Annotated in this window: 15 protein-coding genes and 1 tRNA gene; 3 read left to right on the forward strand and 13 right to left on the reverse strand. The window is 41.8% G+C overall.

Annotated elements, in window-relative coordinates:
* The first annotated feature begins 10 nt into the window (after positions 1 to 10).
* A complete protein-coding gene (locus G7B18_RS10515; protein ID WP_164109770.1) occupies positions 11 to 445 on the forward strand; it encodes an RrF2 family transcriptional regulator in 435 nt (144 codons plus the stop codon).
* An 82-nt stretch (positions 446 to 527) separates the two neighbouring features.
* Here G7B18_RS10515 and G7B18_RS10520 read toward each other — a convergent pair whose 3' ends face one another.
* The 8 genes from G7B18_RS10520 to G7B18_RS10555 all read right to left on the reverse strand — a co-directional run bounded on the left by G7B18_RS10520 (position 528) and on the right by G7B18_RS10555 (position 9,508).
* Positions 528 to 2,081: an Rne/Rng family ribonuclease gene (locus G7B18_RS10520; protein WP_164109772.1), complete on the reverse strand. Its 1,554-nt coding sequence runs from the start codon at positions 2,079 to 2,081 to the stop codon at positions 528 to 530.
* Between the two features lie 299 nt (positions 2,082 to 2,380).
* On the reverse strand, positions 2,381 to 3,217 hold the full coding sequence (locus tag G7B18_RS10525) for a tetratricopeptide repeat protein (protein WP_164122516.1): 837 nt from the start codon (positions 3,215 to 3,217) through the stop codon (positions 2,381 to 2,383).
* A gap of 13 nt (positions 3,218 to 3,230) precedes the next feature.
* Positions 3,231 to 3,524 (reverse strand): HU family DNA-binding protein, encoded by a 294-nt coding sequence (locus tag G7B18_RS10530; protein ID WP_079645487.1) that lies wholly within the window; start codon positions 3,522 to 3,524, stop codon positions 3,231 to 3,233.
* Positions 3,525 to 3,730: 206 nt separating this feature from the next.
* The gene (locus G7B18_RS10535) at positions 3,731 to 4,792 is read right to left on the reverse strand and encodes an aminotransferase class I/II-fold pyridoxal phosphate-dependent enzyme (RefSeq protein ID WP_240452829.1); all 1,062 of its coding nucleotides are present in this window, start codon (positions 4,790 to 4,792) and stop codon (positions 3,731 to 3,733) included.
* A 2-nt stretch (positions 4,793 to 4,794) separates the two neighbouring features.
* On the reverse strand, positions 4,795 to 5,262 hold the full coding sequence (locus G7B18_RS10540; RefSeq protein WP_164122517.1) for a hypothetical protein: 468 nt from the start codon (positions 5,260 to 5,262) through the stop codon (positions 4,795 to 4,797).
* A 5-nt stretch (positions 5,263 to 5,267) separates the two neighbouring features.
* Positions 5,268 to 5,618 (reverse strand): DUF488 domain-containing protein, encoded by a 351-nt coding sequence (locus G7B18_RS10545; RefSeq protein WP_164109779.1) that lies wholly within the window; start codon positions 5,616 to 5,618, stop codon positions 5,268 to 5,270.
* Positions 5,619 to 5,643: 25 nt separating this feature from the next.
* Entirely contained in the window at positions 5,644 to 6,336 is a 693-nt protein-coding gene (locus G7B18_RS10550; RefSeq protein ID WP_164122519.1) for an SMUG2 DNA glycosylase family protein, read from the reverse strand.
* 16 nt (positions 6,337 to 6,352) lie between these two features.
* Positions 6,353 to 9,508 (reverse strand): S41 family peptidase, encoded by a 3,156-nt coding sequence (locus G7B18_RS10555; RefSeq protein ID WP_164122521.1) that lies wholly within the window; start codon positions 9,506 to 9,508, stop codon positions 6,353 to 6,355.
* A 216-nt stretch (positions 9,509 to 9,724) separates the two neighbouring features.
* On the opposite strand from G7B18_RS10555, the gene G7B18_RS10560 reads away from it, so the two are divergent.
* Positions 9,725 to 11,056, forward strand: coding sequence for a metal-dependent hydrolase family protein (locus G7B18_RS10560; RefSeq protein ID WP_164122523.1), 1,332 nt, complete (start codon positions 9,725 to 9,727; stop codon positions 11,054 to 11,056).
* A 46-nt stretch (positions 11,057 to 11,102) separates the two neighbouring features.
* Here the strand turns inward: G7B18_RS10560 and G7B18_RS10565 are convergent.
* Positions 11,103 to 11,175, reverse strand: a tRNA-Lys gene (locus G7B18_RS10565).
* 186 nt (positions 11,176 to 11,361) lie between these two features.
* On the opposite strand from G7B18_RS10565, the gene G7B18_RS10570 reads away from it, so the two are divergent.
* Entirely contained in the window at positions 11,362 to 12,540 is a 1,179-nt protein-coding gene (locus G7B18_RS10570) for an MFS transporter (protein WP_164109786.1), read from the forward strand.
* Positions 12,541 to 12,579: 39 nt separating this feature from the next.
* Here G7B18_RS10570 and G7B18_RS10575 read toward each other — a convergent pair whose 3' ends face one another.
* From G7B18_RS10575 to uxaC, 4 genes are all read right to left on the reverse strand, one after another.
* On the reverse strand, positions 12,580 to 13,953 hold the full coding sequence (locus G7B18_RS10575; RefSeq protein ID WP_164109789.1) for an MFS transporter: 1,374 nt from the start codon (positions 13,951 to 13,953) through the stop codon (positions 12,580 to 12,582).
* Positions 13,954 to 14,064: 111 nt separating this feature from the next.
* Positions 14,065 to 14,766, reverse strand: coding sequence for a bifunctional 4-hydroxy-2-oxoglutarate aldolase/2-dehydro-3-deoxy-phosphogluconate aldolase (locus G7B18_RS10580; protein WP_164122524.1), 702 nt, complete (start codon positions 14,764 to 14,766; stop codon positions 14,065 to 14,067).
* On the reverse strand, positions 14,759 to 15,787 hold the full coding sequence (locus G7B18_RS10585; RefSeq protein WP_164109794.1) for a sugar kinase: 1,029 nt from the start codon (positions 15,785 to 15,787) through the stop codon (positions 14,759 to 14,761). The genes G7B18_RS10580 and G7B18_RS10585 overlap by 8 nt, the downstream gene beginning before the upstream one ends.
* A gap of 2 nt (positions 15,788 to 15,789) precedes the next feature.
* Positions 15,790 to 17,193, reverse strand: coding sequence for a glucuronate isomerase (gene uxaC, locus G7B18_RS10590; protein WP_164109796.1), 1,404 nt, complete (start codon positions 17,191 to 17,193; stop codon positions 15,790 to 15,792).
* Between the last annotated feature and the right edge of the window lie 95 nt (positions 17,194 to 17,288).

The raw sequence follows: 17,288 nt of genomic DNA on the forward strand, positions 1-17,288 counted from the left end.
AATACAGATTATGATTTCGAAGAAAACTAAATATGCGATAAAGGCCCTCATGGTGCTGGGTCGGAATTATGGCAATGAGCCGATGCAAATTGTCAAGATAGCGGAGGAGGAACGTATCCCCAAAAAGTTTTTGGAACAAATCCTGTTGGAAATGCGCAACGCAGGAATTTTGTACTCTAAAAAAGGTGCCGGTGGAGGTTATAGTCTAAATAAGGCTCCTGAAGATATTTTTCTCTCTCAGGTCATGCGTCTCATTGATGGCCCTATCGCTCTATTACCTTGTGTAAGTCTCAATTTTTATAGATCCTGTGAGGAATGTACCGAAGAACATGCCTGTGGCATCCGAGATACTTTTGTAGATGTACGCAATGCAATGCTACAGATTCTAAACGACACCAGTATCGCCCATTTAATTAATAAAGAAAAGGAACTAAGCTTAGACTAAGTTTATATTATAATGACACTATTCTGTCGTTATGTAAAAAGAAAAGCTCCTCAAATTCGTTTGAGGAGCTTTTTTAATCTCTTTATAACTTTATTTCTTCGTCCTTCGAATTGAAGAAATGAAATTCTGTTAAATAATAGGATTGGACTGGTTTCACCTTTATCCATTTTCCATATTTGAAAAACCACTTGACTCGTTTAGAGATAAACCCAGACTTAATGTAGGCGTCTATATAGGGGTGCACACATAAAGACACTCCTTTTTCGTTTTGCTCTTCGAGAATAAAACTCAAGTTATTTTCAATGTCATCAAGCAATACAATACTTGACCTAATTTCTCCCGTACCATCACAAGCAGGACACTTCTCATTTGTCACAACACTCATTTCTGGACGCACGCGCTGTCGCGTGATTTGTACCAAGCCGAATTTACTCGGCGGAAGTATGGTATGACGAGCTCGATCTACGTTCATACATTCCTTTAGATAGGTATACAGCTCTTTTCTATTTTGAGGCTTATGCATGTCAATAAAGTCTATAACAACTATACCTCCCATGTCTCGCAATCGCAATTGTCTAGCAATTTCTCTTGCAGCTTCTTTGTTTACTAAGAGTGCATTATCTTCTTGGTTTTCTTTACTAGCAATCCGGTTTCCGCTATTTACGTCAATGACGTGCAATGCCTCCGTATGTTCTATCACTAAATAGGCACCACCTTGCAAATTAACCGTCTTGCCAAAAGCTGCCTTAATCTGCTTTTCGACACCAAAGTGATCAAAGATTGGCTCTTTATGTTTATAAAGCTTTACAATCTTCTCCAGCTCCGGCGAAATCTCCTGTACATATGACTTTGTTTCTTCATAGATAACAGGATCATTAACATATATATGAGTGAACTCGTCAGTCAGCAAATCCCTTAGAATGGTAGAAGCTCTATCCATTTCGCCTAAGACTTTCTGTGGCGGTTCAGCTTTTTTAAGGCGCTTGGTAAAAAGCTCCCACTTCGAAATCAAATCGAGAAGGTCTTTTTGAAGTTCTTCAACTCCTTTTCCTTCAGAAACCGTACGTATGATGACTCCAAAGTTTGCAGGTTTAATACTTTCTACAATCTTTTTGAGTCGTGAGCGTTCGGCACTTCCTTTGATCTTCTTGGAAATGGAAACAGAACTTGAAAAGGGCACAAGTACGACAAAACGTCCAGCGATGGATAAATCCGAGCTAAGTCGCGGACCTTTTGTTGATATTGGCTCTTTTGCTATCTGTACAGGTAATAATACATTTCGGCTTAATACTTCCGAAATCTTACCTGCCTTATCGATATCCTTTTCAAGCTTTAGACTATTAAGCAGATTCTCTTGATAACTGCCATTCTTTACTACTCGCGTAAGCTTAAGTAAGGATTGTACTTGCGGTCCTAAATCCAGATAATGCAAAAAGGCATCTTTGTCGTAGCCTACATCTACGAATGCTGCATTCAATCCAGGCATGATTTTCTTAATCCGGCCGAGATAAATATCCCCCACCGAAAAATGATTGTCTACCTGTTCCTTATTTAGTTCTACAAGTTGCTTGTCCTGTAGTAAAGCAATAGTCACCCCTTTTTCGGGGGTCGAATCGATAATTAATTCCTTTACCAACAGCTACTAAATTTGGGGACAATAGTACCTCGCGCACTATCTTATATCATCCCAATGAAACATAAACTTGTTTAATGAAAAAATACAATCTACGATAAAACATCTAAGTTTACCGTAGATTGTATAGCGCCTTTGGAAATAAATCTCCTTAGACTATCAACAAGAACTATTTTTTCTTGTGTCTATTTTTTCTTAAACGTTTTTTACGTTTGTGAGTAGCCATTTTGTGTCTTTTTCTTTTTTTTCCGCTTGGCATAGCTTTAATGTTTTTAAATAATGTTAATGAATCTTGTTAATTATTATTTACTCAATGCTTCGATCTGACGATCTATATACTGAGATAAGGTCGGATCTGCTGCTATTTCCTTGCTTTTTTGATAAGCAGCTATAGCTTCGTTCTTAAGACCGATTTTTTCGTAGCTTGTAGCTAAATAAAAGTAAGACTCCGCATCTGGCTTTACTTCAATTACTGTTTTGAAACGCTCAATTGCTTTATCAAACTGTTGCGAACGTATAGAGAATAAACCTAACGTTTTATTTGCTTCTACATTTTTTGGTTCTACCGCAACAACTTCCCGCAGCAAAGCAATTCCTGCCATAGGGTTATTGGACCCTGTAACCAGTGCTGCACCTAGTCCCGTCTTTGCAGAAAGACTATTGGCATCCAATTCGACGGCCTTTTCATAAGCTGCAATAGCGAACCTATTTAGCTCCGAAGCCATCATCGTATCCTGCTGATTTGTATATCCGGCACGAAAAGCATCCCCTGCTTTCAACCAATAGTCAAATTTTGGAGAAAGCTGTGCCAACTCCTGATAGATAAATGCCTGTGGAATAGGTTTTGCCACATCGTCCCATTTGGCCACTAGCTGTTCTAACAGCGCGACTTTTTGTTCTCCTTCTGCTTTCTCCACCTGAGCTTCGATTGCGGAAATATCTTGGGATAGAGAAGAATTAATACCTTGTTTTGCTAGCTCAGAAACACTCTTCAATGTATACATAGAAGATGGTTCTTCTGCGTTAGCTTCTGTTTTGCCCTGCTCCTTATCAACCAAGCCTTTAATAGGCTGAGCCAATAAGCCCCCCATTAGTACAACTACTAATACAATTACTATTATTTGTTTGGTGTTAAGCATAGGGCAAATTTAACTATTTTTTTACTTTATTACCATTTTTCACTTTTTCAACAAAAACTTTTGCTGGCTTGAAACTAGGCACGAAGTGCTCAGGGATAATAATTGCTGTGTTTTTGGAAATATTACGTGCTGTCTTTTCTGCTCTCTTTTTTACTACAAAACTTCCAAACCCTCTAACGTATACATTCTCTCCTTCAATCATCGCATTTTTAACAACTTTGAAAAACGCTTCAACCGTTTCTTGTACATCAACCTTCTCTAAGCCAGTCTTGTTAGAGATTTCTGCAATAATTTCTGCTTTAGTCATATCTATTATTCTGTAATTATATTATTCGTCCTAAACCCACATTTGGGGTTGCAAAATTATCTTTTTTAAATGAGCTTTAAAAATATTTCGGATCATTTATCCAACATATTTTTTTCATTTTCAAACGATTACCCTGAAAAAGCTTTCAGAACGCACTTCAAATCGGATGCAAATCTACCATTATTTTGCTGATTTTCAAATATTTATTAAGTTTTTCCAAAATACGCTTCGGCCAGATACTGTAGATCTTCTTTCTTATGTAAACAGGAGATGACAATACGATTTAACAGCGGACTATCGGGGAAAGGATACGGAAAACTAGAAATAAGAATATGCCTGTGGAGAAGATGTCTATATAAATGAGGATCAACAGATGTGAATACCGGAAAATCAGCTATATGACGCAACCTAGCATCGGTATTGATCAGGCAGCCAAAAAGATCAATATTCCGATGTAATACATCAAAAGCTTGGTGGTACAAATGACGTCCATTTATAAGCGCATAAACTGCTGCAGGAGTTGGTGGTGACGCTCCTCTAAAAATAGGATGCATCTTGATCTCTTTGACATAATCAGCAGGCCCGAATACAACTCCCGCATCCGTCCCCATCCCTTTGGCCAAAGAAGCAACAACAACAACGTCCACATTAGCAGAATCACTTGCAAAACCCAGGTCCACCGAAATAGCATCTTTTTTTACGACACCCAGCCCGTGTGAATCATCCAGAATAAAAAGCAGGTGTTTTGAAGGATCACACAAACTAGCAAAAGGGGAGAAATCATAGAAACCAGGTTTCAAATTATCCAATGTATTGGATATAATGACAAACTCCTTTTGTACGGACTGGTTAATATAATTAATAGTCTCGTCGCGCCATTCATCAAATGGGCGACATTCCTCACAATCTACTTCCATCCATAATGCAGGGTGCGAATCCGGCGCATATAAAACCTCCTTCCCCGACGATAATGCCCTTACCGCAACTTGAGCGGCAAGATATCCACTCGACAAGAGAGCTGCATGGGCAAAATCAAACCTTTCGGCCAACCGGCATTCCGCTTCATCATATATGCCCAGCTGTACGTTATTGGAGCGGGATGTACCATTATTCAAGCCATAAATATCAATCCCTTTTTTATACAAATGAATATAATCCGGATTATCCAAGAAACCTAAGTAAGCAGTACCTCCGAAAAAAAGATACTCTTCTCCATCCTTATAGATCATTCTTCCTGTAGGCTGATGCAACTGTTGAAATGTAGTCATATCTAATACAGATGGTAGTTAAGCGGCAGACTCACCCCTACAGAAATATTAAATCCCTTGATAGGCATCAACCCCTGCTTAGTACCCAAATCAACACCATAACCGGCTCCCACTTCAAAAAGATTAAAGATACCAACTCCTACTTTTGGCGTGATGGTATATGGGGTGGCCTCCATCTTAACAAAAGGCCAAACGGCTTTGGCACTCAGGTAATAAGTGACTCCCAACTCTGGAATAGCATGAGTCTTACCCGCTTTCCATGTCATATTTGCCCCCCCATCAAAACGGAGATAATTCGCATACCCTAAATCTGTAAGTGCCCAAAAAGAAGCTTTGACAAAACTTGCTTTTTGGTACTGGTATCCTATGGATGGACCAAAAATCCAGTTATTATGACTTTGCTGCTCTTGGGCGTTCAGCCTCACATTACCCGCTATAAAAAGGAACAATAAACAGAATATACTCCTCATTTTCGTTATTTTTTCAGGTTATTAATTAGCTGCAACAAAACCGCAGCTTGATTCATTCGTTCATCTTTAGCTGCATAAAGTAACGTCAACGTCCCTTTTGCGCCCAGTTCTTTTATACGGAGCAAATTGTCTCCTTTTTTCTTTAACTCCTCGTTATAACGCGACACAAACTCTTCAAATAGTTCAGGTTTATGACCGAACCATTTTCTTAATGTCGTCGATGGCGCGATGTCTTTGTTCCACTCATCTAATTCGGCTTCATCCTTACCAACGCCCCTTGGCCAAAGCCGATCGACCAACATACGGTACCCGTCTTGGGGATCTGGCTTTTCATAAATGCGTTTTATCTTAATCATCTCTTTCCAATTTTTTAAGACGCTATCATTCGGACTCGAAAGCATCCAGGTACTTGGCTATATAGAGATCCTTCTCTTTCGATTTGTATTGCTGTATATACCGGGGATGTTCTAAAATTTCTATCGTACCGAACAACTTGGCTTCCTTATTTAATTTTTGAATAAATTTTGCATTTTTCTTCCCCAACACGTACACCTTGGACACGTCGAGCCCCATGCTGATATGCTTTCTCAGCGAATCTATCATAAAGTCTTTCACCGCGGCAAATAGCGACGGATCGTCGTAATAGTTGGCATTAACCCATTGCCCAGCTTTGATTTGCCGAATGATCGCCAATGGGAAAGGCGAGTTTATATAGAATCGTTGATAAAAAGCCTTGGCCCCTCCGTAGGCATCAATCATATCGTATAGGAATACAGAAGATATTTCATGGGTATGGGCAGATTTCATCTCAATACCGCAGGCACTAAGCAGCCGCTTTGTATCCGTAAATGGCACCCCTGTAACCCCTGCCCCCTTACGACTAGGATTGATACCTACAATAAATTGACGGTCGCTCGCATCCTCATAGTATTTGCGATAGAACTGACGCATCACCAGCATCGTCTCTGGATTGTCCAGATAAGGATTCATGACCTGAAAACCATCCGGAAGCTCTCCTGCGTAATGCAAGCCACTATTGAATTCGATGACTCTATCCGCAAAATTTTCTTTCATAAACACTCCTTATCAATTATTTTAATTCCTTCAGGATCTCTTGTATTGCTCGCTCCAGCTGAGGATCTCTTCCTTTTTCTCGGTCTTCCACCGTATTCTTCACATAAATATCAGGAGCTACCCCTGTCATCTCCAGATCCTTCCCGTCCAGTGTATAACATCCCCAAGCAGGGACCCGATACATCGAACCATCTACCAACCCCTTTGTAGAGGTAAAAATAATCCATCTATAGGTTTCTGTACCAATAATCTTGCCTAAATTTAAGGCTTTAAAGCCTGCCGCTGTCATTTCGGCATCACTGAGAGACTGCTCATTAATCAACAAAACAATAGGTTTTGCCGCCGGGGCAAAATTACTTTGTGGGGCCCGCTTACCTCCACGGTATTGCCATTGCAGGTAGGGTCTCTGCGATAAGAAGCGCAGCACTTCATCATGGACATTGCCTCCTGTATTGAACCGCAAGTCCAGTATGATAGCATCCTTGTTATTTTCTTGTTCGGCCATATCCAGCAAGAATTGCTGTAGCTGATCCCCTCCCATGTTCTTCATATGCGTGTAGGCTATTCGATTGCCGCTGGACTGATCTACCTGTCTTTTATTATCTTTTATCCATTCATTGTACAAACGGTCTCGCTGCTGTGCTGCTCCCTGTGGTCGTACTTGCACCAGGATTTCTTTTCCCCCTCGGCTTAACAGCAATGACAACTCTTCTTGCAAAGAAGGAAAAGCGAAATAAGCATCCCGATCCCGGCTCTGATCTATTGAAACACCATTCACCGCGAGCAATTCATCGCCCGACTGAATATCGATTCCCTTCAGATCTGCTGCTCCTTGTGCAATGATACGACTAACTTTGAACGGATTTTCTTTCGAAAACTCAACCCCAACCTCATTACTAACCACTGCAAAGCCTTTTCGCTCTTCGGCTCCAGTAGAGTTGAACCCAAGATGCGAAGCATTTAATTCGCCCAACATATCGTTCAGCAACACTCTTAGATCTGCCCGGTTATTCACATAGGGCAAATAAGCTTCGTACCTCTTTTTGACCGCCTTCCAATCGACACCATGAAATTGTTCGTCGTAAAAATTCTCCTCGATGCCAGCCCACGCCTCATAAAACATCTGCTTAAACTCCTGGGAAAGGTTACGTTGAAACTTATACGAAACCTCAACTTTTTCTAACTTGTTGGCTTCGAGATTATACTTTTGTATGGCACCCCGACTCAATACAAAGAACTTACCCCCCATCTCGATCAGCGAACCGACACCACCATCTACGACCTTTTCCGTTTTGTTCGGTGTAAAAGGCTCCAGTACTGTACGGTATATGGCTCCCTTTCCTTCAGCATGATTGGAGTAATAAAAGACATAGGTCTTTTCACCTTTTTTTACGAGTACCGGGTTCGACTGCGTCCCAAACCCCGGACTGATTTGGGTAACACGATCCAGCAGTCCATCTGTATTGATCTGTACCATTGCTAGCTTTTGTACCGAATCTTTCTTCGTCACTGCCACAACCCCTTTCTTCCCAACCGTGCTGCTGTCCGGTTTCGGCTTGCTATCGTCCTTAAAGAGTTCATCAAACTTATTCGCTCGGTATTCTTTATCAAATTTATCCAAAGCCATCCGATAGATTTTTGCATCCAGCATCCCTGTCGGATAGGACGGTTTCGTTCTGTTGCTGGCAAAATAAATGTACTTGCCATCCGGCGACCAAACTGGACCTACCTCGGAGATACCTGTATTCGTTAAATTAGTCGTTTTATTCGTTTTAACATGGTGCACGAAAATATCTTGTTCAAAATTACGATACGCCGTAAAAAGCACATACTCGCTATCCGGAGAGAATGAGGGAGTAGAATTCTGAAATGCCCATATCTCGTCCTTAACCAATAATCTGCTTTTCATATCGGCAAGATTTAAAAGACGTACTTCATCCCTACCACTCAGATATACCGCCTGGCTACGGTCTTTGTTTAATGCAACATCCCGATTATTTCTTAAATCATCGGTAATCTGTTTCGGTAGACCTTTACCATCAGCCGAAATAGTAAACCAATTCAGATAACCGTTGACCGTCTGATTATACAACAGCGTCTTATTATCCTTCATCCATTTGACCTCGACAATCCGCTCGCCCTGACTAGAAATTTTTCGAAGAAATTTGCCTTCGATGTCCCCCACAAAAAGCTCTCCTCTGGACACAAAGGCTAGCTTTCTACCATCGGCAGCAACATCCATGTCTGATATGTTATCTTTCACATCAAAGTCCTGCTTTTTGTCCAATACAGCATTTCTGCTCAGCGCGATCTTAGGCTGTATCGCTTTCTTAGAGGCTACATCGTATACAAAAATCTTATAGTCCTTTTCAAAGATCACCTTTTCACCATTGGCCGATACGAGCGGTCTCTTGATAGACGTTTCAAAATGGGTGAGCGCTGTTTTCTTGCCTTGAATAAAAGTGTGCAAATTGTACTCATTATTCGCTTCGTCTGAGGCAAAGTAAATATTGCCCATACGGTCTACACTACTCCAGAAGTCTTTACCTTCGTAATCTGTATATTGTTTATATTTTTTATCTTTTGGATTGTATAACAGAATGTCTGGATTGAAAGCCCCCTTATAACGCTTACGATTAGCAGCGGTCATACTCTCCCACGAATCATTAAATAGCCATTCTCCAGAGGGTGTCTCCACCACATTGTGAATGGTATTAAAATAATGATCAAACAGACGCTTAGCCGTCCCCCCATTTATCGACACACTATAGCTACTGAAACGATTGTAGCGTGATGATGTAAAATAAATAGTTTGACTATCCCAACTCCAACTATCCACTTCGTCCATACCATCATGATGTGTCATCTGCTTGATCTCCCCGCCTTCCAAAGGCATAATATAGACATCCATATTGCCATTCTGATCGGCCGAAAAGGCAAGCCATTTTCCATCGGGAGAGATCCGCGGCGAGACCTCGCTACCAGTCATACCTGTAAGACGTAAAGCTACACCTCCATCTGTTGGCACGCGCCACAAATCCCCTTCATAGCTAAACACCACGACCTTGCTATCCGGACTTAAGCAGGGATGTGACATGAATGCGACTTCGGTCTGAGCTTGAGAAAGCTGAAAAACTAAAGAAAGACCCAAGGCGTATAGGATGTGCTTCATATGTATAAATTAGGTTAAAAAAACTTAACAGTTGAATTAGATTTTTATATAGGAGCAAGTTACGGAAATAATCAATAACAGCAATCATGATACGCAAGAAGACTTACTTTATACAGAGCCGGTTATCCCAAACTTCTGATGTTTCAAAATTCATTTAACATAAACCGAAAACAGACTTTATCTTTGTATCTTAGTGAACAACAAACTACATCTGCCATGCGATTATTCTATTTCTGTTCTTTACTTTTCAGCACAGCGTCTATTTGTTCAACCCAAGCGCAACAAAACCATGTTTTATTGGAGAACGTCCGAATACTAGACCAAGCCACACAATCCCTGACCGCGCCTAGTCATGTTCTGATCAGCGGCAACACCATCCAGAAAATTAGCACAGCACCGATTGCGGTGACAGATATGGAGGTCGTGAAGATCAATGGGACAGGAAGAACATTGATGCCTGGCCTTATAGACGTGCATGTCCATATGGTATTTGGTTCATTGACCATGCCTCAAATGGTGACAAACGACCTATCTGAGGAATTTTTAATTAAAACTATCGGCCAATCGGCTAACAATATGTTGATGCGTGGCTTTACAAGCGTACGAGACGCAGGGGGGCCTATATTCCCGATCAAAGCAGCCATTGATGCAGGCAAGCTTCCCGGCCCCCGAATATGGCCTTCTGGTGCTACTATCAGTCAGACGGCTGGCCACGGAGATTTCAGGACCCCAGATGAAAAATCCCGTCGCTTTTTTGGGGTAGTCTCCCGAGCAGAGCGATATGGGGCAACATTCATCGCCGATGGGCGGGATGAAGTGCTGACTGCTGTACGAGAAAACCTACGCTTTGGCGCTAGTCAGATCAAGCTCATGGCGGGAGGGGGAACATCATCAGCCTACGATCCGGTGGACGTCACACAATACACGCTTGATGAAATGAAAGCAGCTGTCGAAGCAGCAGAAGACTGGGGGACCTACGTAACCGTACATGCCTACACCCCAAGAGCTATCCGCAGAGCTATCGAAGCGGGAGTAAAATGCGTTGAGCATGGACAGTTACTGGATGAAGAAACGCTAAAACTGCTTGCCGAAAACGACATTTGGCTGAGTTTACAAAATCTAGTCGATGATACGCCCAACATGGATCCACAACGGAGAGAAAAGCGTAAACCGGTTATTGAAGGACAAGAAAAAGTATGGCCTCTAGCAAAAAAACACAAGGTCAAACTGGCTTGGGGTACGGACTTTCTTTTCGAACCTGAACTTAACGACAAACAAAATGATTTTATTCTGCGTCTGCAAAAATGGTTTACAAATGCAGAAATCATAAAAATGATAACACAGGATAATGCGGAGTTATTACAACTATCGGGACTAAGAAGCCCCTACCCCGGTAAACTGGGTGTGATTGAAGAGGGGGCTATGGCAGATATGCTTCTGGTCAATGGAGATCCGCTAAAGGATCTTAAATTGCTGACCAACCCGACAAAAAACTTCGTTGTTATCATAAAGGATGGCAAGATTTATAAAAACACATTGAAGAAATAAAATCACAAAAAAGTCCTTTTTCTTTATGAAAAAGGACTTTCTAACGTGACCCCGCTGAGGCTCGAACTCAGGACCCACAGATTAAGAGTCTGTTGCTCTACCAACTGAGCTACGAAGTCAGTAACACAAATGTAACTGCTGTGCTTTAAAATATCAATGTTTTTTTTGATTTCTTCCGCATTAATTCGTCCTCCCCTTAATATCTCTAGCTAATTGCCCTTGAGGAGGTGTCTACAAAATCTTAATATCTAAATGACAAAACCTTGACGTCTTTACTGTAATTTTGCAGGCCAACTCTTATTAAAATGTCTATAATTGTATCTGGATCAACCCATAATCTATCCTCCAGTAATAAAAGGATACGAATAGCAGTTTCCCTATTTTATTTCTGTCAAGGTATTGCCTTTGCTTCTTGGGCGAGCAGAATTCCAATCATTAAGGCACAGTTGCAGCTTACGGAAGCTCAGTTAGGCACTATTTTGCTGATGCTCCCTATCGGTCAATTGGTGACGATGGCGCTTTCAGGTAGATTGGTCTCAAAATATGGTAGTCACCGTATACTTCCCATCACAGCAATCGCCTATGGTATCATCTTATGCAGTATCGCTTTTGCCGCCAACGCCTGGCAACTAGGCCTATGCTTATTTTTATTTGGTGTGATCGGTAATATGTGTAATATATCGGTAAATACCCAGGGGGTTCTCGCAGAAGGACTATATAATAAGCCGATAATGGCGTCCTTTCATGGCGTATGGAGCTTGGCCGGATTTACAGGTGCTTTATTAGGCCTCTTGACAGTCAATCTCAATCTGTCGACTTTACCCCACTTCATCATTATATTCTTCCTTATCGTGATCAATGTCTTGACGAACAGACGGCACCTCGCTCCTCCAATCGAGCAAAACATACAGCGCACGACTTCATCCTTTAAACCCGATAAAATTCTTATCTCATTAGGAATCGTTGGCTTCTGCAGTATGGCTACCGAGGGCGCTATGTTTGACTGGAGTGGGGTTTATTTTCACGATATTGTATTGGCCCCTGAAAGCCTAATCATGCTTGGCTACGCTTCTTTTATGATTATGATGGCTTCAGGTAGATTTATCGGAGATAAAATCATTAGAAAGATTGGCAGACAACGAACGTTGCAGTTCGCTGGGGTGTTGATGTTTGTCGGAATGGCACTTTCTGTAGTCTTCCCCACAATTTACGCTAGTACTATCGGCTTTATGCTGGTAGGTCTAGGTGTATCCTGCAATGTACCGACCGTATACTCTATCGCAGGTAAGCATTCTAAAATACCCTCAGGAGTTGCTCTCGCTATGGTATCCAGCATCAGCTACCTCGGATTTTTAATGGGACCACCGTTGATTGGTTATATAGCTGAATTATTTAGCTTGCGGTATTCGTATGCCGTATTCTCTCTTTTCGGGATACTCCTGTTGGGAATGACAAGTTATTTAAAGGTGTTTAGGGAAAATTAAGTAAAAGGTCAGGATTTCTAGCCCTGACCTTTTTTAATTTTAATCGAATCGAATCACCTTCATTTTAGGCACCAACAATTTCATAATACTCCAAGCCAACAGATAGGCTATTGCACAAAAGCTGAACATAATGGTATAACCTGTCTCAATATGCCCCAGTGCTTTATAATGATCAAATAGATAACCGCCTATTTTGGTAATCAATGCACCACCGATACCACCGGCCATACCGCCGATACCGACCACCGAAGCCACCGCCTTACGTGGGAACATATCCGATACTGTCGTAAAGATATTGGCGCTCCAAGCTTGATGGGCAGAGGCCCCTATCCCTATTAAGATGACCGGGATCCAAAAACTATAGTGCCCCAAGGGTTGCGCCAATAGTACGACCAACGGAATTACTGCAATAGCAAGCATGGCTTTCATACGCCCATCATAAGCCGGATAACCCCGATCGATGTAATACTTGGGAAACCAACCTCCGCCTATACTCCCTATCATTGTCATACTATACAAAACAGCCAATGGCAGCATAATATCCTCATTGACAACACCGTATTGATCTTTTAGATAACCTGGCAGCCAAAAAAGAAAAAACCACCAAACCCCATCTGTCATAAACTTACCGGTAGCAAAAGCCCAGGTTTGCTTGTAGCCCAATAGTTTGACCCAAGATACAGGCTGATCCGTTACTTCTTCAGATTCATTTACCCGTTTGTCTTCTTCCTGATCCTTGCTGATATACGCCCGCTCTTCATCGGACATCCTCTTTTGACGACTAGGCTTCTCGTAAAAGATAAACCAAAAAATCAGCCATAGAAAACCAATTCCACCGACAATTTCAAATGCGGCAGCCCAGCCCCAATGCCCTGCGATCCAAGGTACCGTCAATGGTGCTAAAATAGCTCCGACATTCGCTCCTGAGTTGAATATACCTGTAGCAAATGACCGTTCGCTCTTTGGAAAATACTCTGCAGTCGCTTTGATCGCTGCGGGAAAATTGCCGGCTTCACCGACAGCAAGAACAGCGCGGGCAAACATAAAACCCACTATAGAAACAGGTACCGATGCAATACCTATCCACCCTAATGTACCAACTATACCTTCACCAATAGCTATCGCATAGGCATGGATAATAGCACCTATAGACCACAATATAATAGACCAGGCATACCCCCATTTCGTACCAAAACGGTCTACAAACCGGCCTGCAAAAAGCATGGATATGGCGTAAACAAATTGAAAAACGGCGGCTATATCCGCATAATCACTGTTAGACCACCCAAACTCTTCTTCCAGTGTGGGTTTTAACAAACTCAGCACTTGTCGGTCCATATAATTTACAGTTGTCGCAAAAAACAAAAGGGCACAGATCACCCATCTATAGTTGCCTATTTTGGTTGTTGTCATCGGCTTATAATTTTTAGTTTATATATCGGTTGCTTTATTTTTTTCTGAAAGTGTCCGTATTATTGATTCGACATTATATTTTAAGGAATCAATGAGCTCTCTTCGTTCGGTTTAATGGTCATCAAGAACTTTCATGTCTGTTGATGAGCCGGAGAGATCATGAAAGTTTTTTCTAGCTTGTTTGATCAGGTCAAGAGCAGAGATCGTCTTTTCTTTCAAATCCTTTGTATCTTTCGGATTTATTAATTTACTTCCCATGCCGACAGCACACACACCTGCATCAAACCAAGACTTTAAATTATTTATTTCTATATCAACTCCCCCAGTTGGAATAAATAACTGTCCTCTGAACAATTCTTTGATGGCAGACATAAATCCAGGGCCAAGGACATTTGCAGGGAAAAGCTTAATCAATGCAGCTCCGTGTTGTTGTGCCGTATAGATCTCCGTAGGTGTCATACAACCTGGTATCCACAGTAGTCCTGCAGCATGAACTACGTCACCAACAGTGGGATTGATCGTCGGCGACACCACAAAATCTGCCCTTAAGCTCACAAAAACATTTGCTTCGTCCACCGTTTTTACGGTGCCGATCCCCAAAAACAGTCCGGGCATATCTTGATCACGCACCGTCAACAATGCCGCAAATACTTCTGCAGCTTTATCGCCTCTATTGGTGAATTCGAATACCCGAATACCCGCTTGATACAGTGTCTTTACAATAGCTGTCGCCTCAAGGGCATCATCATGGTAGAATAAAGGCAACATGCCCTGACGCAAGATCGCTTCTAATACGCTATTTTTTTTATCCATTTTTAATCCGTTTTTGAATATCAGCGACGGTATTATGGGTCGCATCACTCGCTATAAACAATTTATCAAAAGCAGCTGCCGTAGCAAAATCGAGCGTGTTACGCATCCCTATCTGTTGGTATAGCCCATATATTAGTCCGGCCATAAAACAATCACCACTGCCCACTTTGTCAACGATTGTGGTCGCCACATAATCTTCCGACTGCAAAAGCTGCCCTTCACCAAAAAGCGTGGTAAAATACTGGATCCCATTCTCCAAATAGTCAAATCTAAATGTATTCGCTACATATGCGCATTTTTCAAATCTAGACATCAACTCAAGGCTTGTCGCCCTCGCTTGCTCCATAAGCAAGTCTCGCGGGTAAGAAGACTGCTGCTCGCGCAACTCGGGATACAAAGCTGCTCCTAACATCTGTTGTGCAGCCCATACATTGCCCATAATAAGGTCTGCATACGCAGCCAGCTCGGTCATCACCGCCAGGGGTTCTTTACCATATTTCCACAGCTTAGACCTATAATTTAGGTCTAAAGACACGAAAATATCACGACGGGTTGCTTCCTGAAGCGCTTCTAGACAGATATCCGCTACCTCCTGAGAGATCGCTGGACATATTGCTGAAAAATGAAACCAGGATACCCCATCGAAGATGACATCCCAGTCCATGTCGGACCGTCGTAAATTCGCAAACGATGAGTTTGCCCGGTCGTATATCACCCCGGTATGTTTTAGGTCTTTACCCTTAGGGAGATAATATATCCCGAGACGATCGCCCTGCAATAGCATGTTGTCTATCTCAACACCTTTTTTCTTTAAATACGTTAAAATATCTCCTGTAATATCATTCGCCGGCATCGCTGACAGATAAGCCGAAGGCAATCCCCACAAAGCCAGAGCAGAGGCAACATTCAGTTCGGCTCCTCCAACGTAAAAAGGCAATGCGCCGCCTCCTACCCAATCTGTGGAAAGATCTGGACAAATACGTAGCAGGATCTCTCCAAAGCTTAAAATTTTACCATCCATTGTTAGAAAAATCTAAAATATTCCCGAGCATTATAATAACTAATATCTCCAATAATTTTACCGACCCATTCTATATCATTTGGAATTTCTCCTCGCTCCATATCTTCCCCAAAAATATCACAGATCAATCTTCTAAAATATTCGTGTCTCGGAAAAGATAAAAAACTCCGCGAGTCAGTTAGCATACCTACAAAATTGCTAATCAACCCAATATTAGACAGTGCATTTATCTGCTTGGTCATACCATCCTTTTGATCCAAAAACCACCAGGCGGATCCAAATTGAATCTTACCCCGTACAGACCCGTCGTTAAAATTACCGACCATACTCGCAAAGAGCTCATTATCTGCCGGATTCAAATTATACAAAACGGTTTTTGCGAGTTTATCCCGACTATCTAATCGATCTAAAAATCGAGAGAGCGCCAGCGCCTGACTAAAATCTCCGATCGAGTCATGCCCTGTATCAGTACCCTTGCGTTGCAGCATTCGCGTATTATTGTTCCGAAGCGGGCCTAAATGATACTGTTGCACCCAATTTTTTTCATGATTCCACTCTGCAAAAGAGACTAAAAGTGCAGATTTAAACTTCGCTACTTCATCTGCCCCGAGCTCTTTTCTTCGTCGTATTTTCTCAAAAATAGCATTTAACTCCTGATCACTATATGCTGCCGCATAAAGGTGTTCGATACCGTGATCCGACACCGTACATCCGCAAGATGAAAAATGGTCGTGCCTGCTTCTTAACGCATCTAAATAGCTTTTAAAATTATCTATTGATAACCCAGTAACTCCCTCTAACTTATTAACATACTCGTTCAGCCCCTCCACATTGCCTGCATTCATTGCTTTGTCTGGCCTAAATGCGGGTAATAGTCTAAAACTTTCACCTTCCTTTGCTACTTGTTGGTGATACGCTAGACTATCCAAAGGATCATCTGTTGTACATACCACATCTACATTCATTCGCTTTAACAGCCCTCTTGCAGAAAAACCAGCCTCAGCGATCTGTCCGGCCGTCTCTTCATAAATCCATTCTGCAGTCTTGGGTGACAGAAGCGCTGTAATTCCAAAATAACGCTGTAGCTCCAAGTGCGTCCAATGATACAAGGGATTACGCAAGGTATAAGGTACTACCTCAGCCCATTTTAAGAACTTCTCTTTATCCGAGGCCTCCCCGGTAATGTATTCCTCACTTATTCCTTGAGCACGCATTGCCCGCCACTTGTAATGGTCATAAGCTAACCAAAGCTGTCCAAGATTATCAAACTTTGTATCTTGGGCTATTTGCTCCGGGGGTAAGTGATTGTGATAATCGATAATCGGTAAACTTTTCGAATAATTATGATATAATTCTTCGGCTGTACCTGTGTTTAACAAAAAATTTTCGTCTAAAAATGCTCGCATTGATAATAATTAGTTAATGGCAAAACCTGATTCCCCTAAAACGAAGGACATAACATACCTGGTATAAAATGAATAGAAATTTTGCTTTATCATAT

It is taken from the genome of Sphingobacterium sp. xlx-130 (assembly GCF_011007405.1).
In the GTDB taxonomy this organism is placed as follows: Bacteria; Bacteroidota; Bacteroidia; order Sphingobacteriales; family Sphingobacteriaceae; genus Sphingobacterium; species Sphingobacterium luzhongxinii.

What these genes read in the sequence shown, in the direction of transcription:
- G7B18_RS10515 (WP_164109770.1), top strand. Translation starts at nt 11, where the DNA reads ATGATTTCGAAGAAAACTAAATATGCGATAAAGGCCCTCATGGTGCTG.
- G7B18_RS10525 (WP_164122516.1), bottom strand. Translation starts at nt 3,217, where the DNA reads ATGCTTAACACCAAACAAATAATAGTAATTGTATTAGTAGTTGTACTA.
- G7B18_RS10530 (WP_079645487.1), bottom strand. Translation starts at nt 3,524, where the DNA reads ATGACTAAAGCAGAAATTATTGCAGAAATCTCTAACAAGACTGGCTTA.
- G7B18_RS10535 (WP_240452829.1), bottom strand. Translation starts at nt 4,792, where the DNA reads ATGACTACATTTCAACAGTTGCATCAGCCTACAGGAAGAATGATCTAT.
- G7B18_RS10540 (WP_164122517.1), bottom strand. Translation starts at nt 5,262, where the DNA reads ATGAGGAGTATATTCTGTTTATTGTTCCTTTTTATAGCGGGTAATGTG.
- G7B18_RS10545 (WP_164109779.1), bottom strand. Translation starts at nt 5,618, where the DNA reads ATGATTAAGATAAAACGCATTTATGAAAAGCCAGATCCCCAAGACGGG.
- G7B18_RS10550 (WP_164122519.1), bottom strand. Translation starts at nt 6,336, where the DNA reads ATGAAAGAAAATTTTGCGGATAGAGTCATCGAATTCAATAGTGGCTTG.
- G7B18_RS10555 (WP_164122521.1), bottom strand. Translation starts at nt 9,508, where the DNA reads ATGAAGCACATCCTATACGCCTTGGGTCTTTCTTTAGTTTTTCAGCTT.
- G7B18_RS10560 (WP_164122523.1), top strand. Translation starts at nt 9,725, where the DNA reads ATGCGATTATTCTATTTCTGTTCTTTACTTTTCAGCACAGCGTCTATT.
- G7B18_RS10570 (WP_164109786.1), top strand. Translation starts at nt 11,362, where the DNA reads ATGTCTATAATTGTATCTGGATCAACCCATAATCTATCCTCCAGTAAT.
- G7B18_RS10575 (WP_164109789.1), bottom strand. Translation starts at nt 13,953, where the DNA reads ATGACAACAACCAAAATAGGCAACTATAGATGGGTGATCTGTGCCCTT.
- G7B18_RS10580 (WP_164122524.1), bottom strand. Translation starts at nt 14,766, where the DNA reads ATGGATAAAAAAAATAGCGTATTAGAAGCGATCTTGCGTCAGGGCATG.
- G7B18_RS10585 (WP_164109794.1), bottom strand. Translation starts at nt 15,787, where the DNA reads ATGGATGGTAAAATTTTAAGCTTTGGAGAGATCCTGCTACGTATTTGT.
- uxaC (WP_164109796.1), bottom strand. Translation starts at nt 17,193, where the DNA reads ATGCGAGCATTTTTAGACGAAAATTTTTTGTTAAACACAGGTACAGCC.